Origin of the sequence: Desulfurella sp. (assembly GCF_023256235.1) — a bacterium.
Classification (GTDB): Bacteria; Campylobacterota_A; Desulfurellia; order Desulfurellales; family Desulfurellaceae; genus Desulfurella.
Genome location: NZ_JAGDWY010000067.1, coordinates 1,661 through 2,463 on the forward strand (window position 1 = coordinate 1,661; position 803 = coordinate 2,463).

An 803-nucleotide genomic window follows, 5' to 3' on the forward strand; every position below is an offset into this window, starting at 1 on the left:
TCAACTTCAGTTATTCTAACTACAATAAGGTTTTCGTCGACCACTCTGACCAGAAGCTGTCCCAGTAAATCTCTGGCAACATCCACGGTTTCCCTAAGATAGTAGCTTCTCTCTATGGGTTTAAATTCTGTAAAATCTGATTGGATTTTCAAAGGCTATCTTCCTTGCTAATTCAGTCAATCCACTGTTTTCCAATTTACTCAAAAGTAACGCCGGCCAGGTGGGCTGACTAGGTTCCGTGCTTGAATCAGAATTAATTAGTATTCTTTCAATATCAAGCTTTTGGACTAATTTTAAAGCTTCATCAACTGTTAGCTTTCCAGGCTGGATTGATAATCCAAAATAGGTTTTGAGGTTGCTCACCACTTCATAAATTTCAGAATTTAAATGGTCAACTACCAACAGTTCTTGAGGGAATGACACAGATTTTATGCTGTCAAGTTCCTTTTTTAATATATTTTTTTTATTTAGTATATACAGTATTGTTTATGGTAATACTATAGATATTTGTAAGGTTCAATTTGACAATAAAAACATTGATTTGGCCACAAAAAGTTGCGAACAAGAAGCTAAAGCCAACAGTATAGATGGTTTTTTTTACTTAGGCAGGATTTATTTAAATTTAAATCACCCAAAAACCGCGATAAATTTTTTTAAAAAAGCTCAACAATTACCATCCAATTTATCTTACAAAGGAAAAATTTATAGGTATATGGCAATTGCTTATTTGAATCTTTATTTGCAAAATAAATTTCTTTATTATATTTCTCTTGCTTATTTTATATAAAAAGTAATACATATAT

Annotated in this window: 2 protein-coding genes and 1 pseudogene; 1 reads left to right on the plus strand and 2 read right to left on the minus strand. The window is 31.4% G+C overall.

The window, feature by feature from the left end:
- Both Q0C22_RS10475 and Q0C22_RS06795 read right to left on the minus strand, forming a co-directional pair.
- Positions 1-152, minus strand: a pseudogene (locus tag Q0C22_RS10475) (hypothetical protein); the annotation flags it as partial.
- Positions 121-402 (minus strand): hypothetical protein, encoded by a 282-nt coding sequence (locus tag Q0C22_RS06795; RefSeq protein ID WP_291493077.1) that lies wholly within the window; start codon positions 400-402, stop codon positions 121-123. The gene Q0C22_RS06795 and the pseudogene Q0C22_RS10475, both read right to left, overlap by 32 nt.
- Positions 403-430: 28 nt before the next feature.
- Here Q0C22_RS06795 and Q0C22_RS06800 point away from each other — a divergent pair, with 28 nt between their 5' ends.
- On the plus strand, positions 431-787 hold the full coding sequence (locus Q0C22_RS06800; protein WP_291493079.1) for a hypothetical protein: 357 nt from the start codon (positions 431-433) through the stop codon (positions 785-787).
- Positions 788-803 lie beyond the last annotated feature (16 nt).

Coding starts and splice junctions, on each gene's coding strand:
- Q0C22_RS06800 (WP_291493079.1), top strand. CDS start 431: ATGCTGTCAAGTTCCTTTTTTAATATATTTTTTTTATTTAGTATATAC.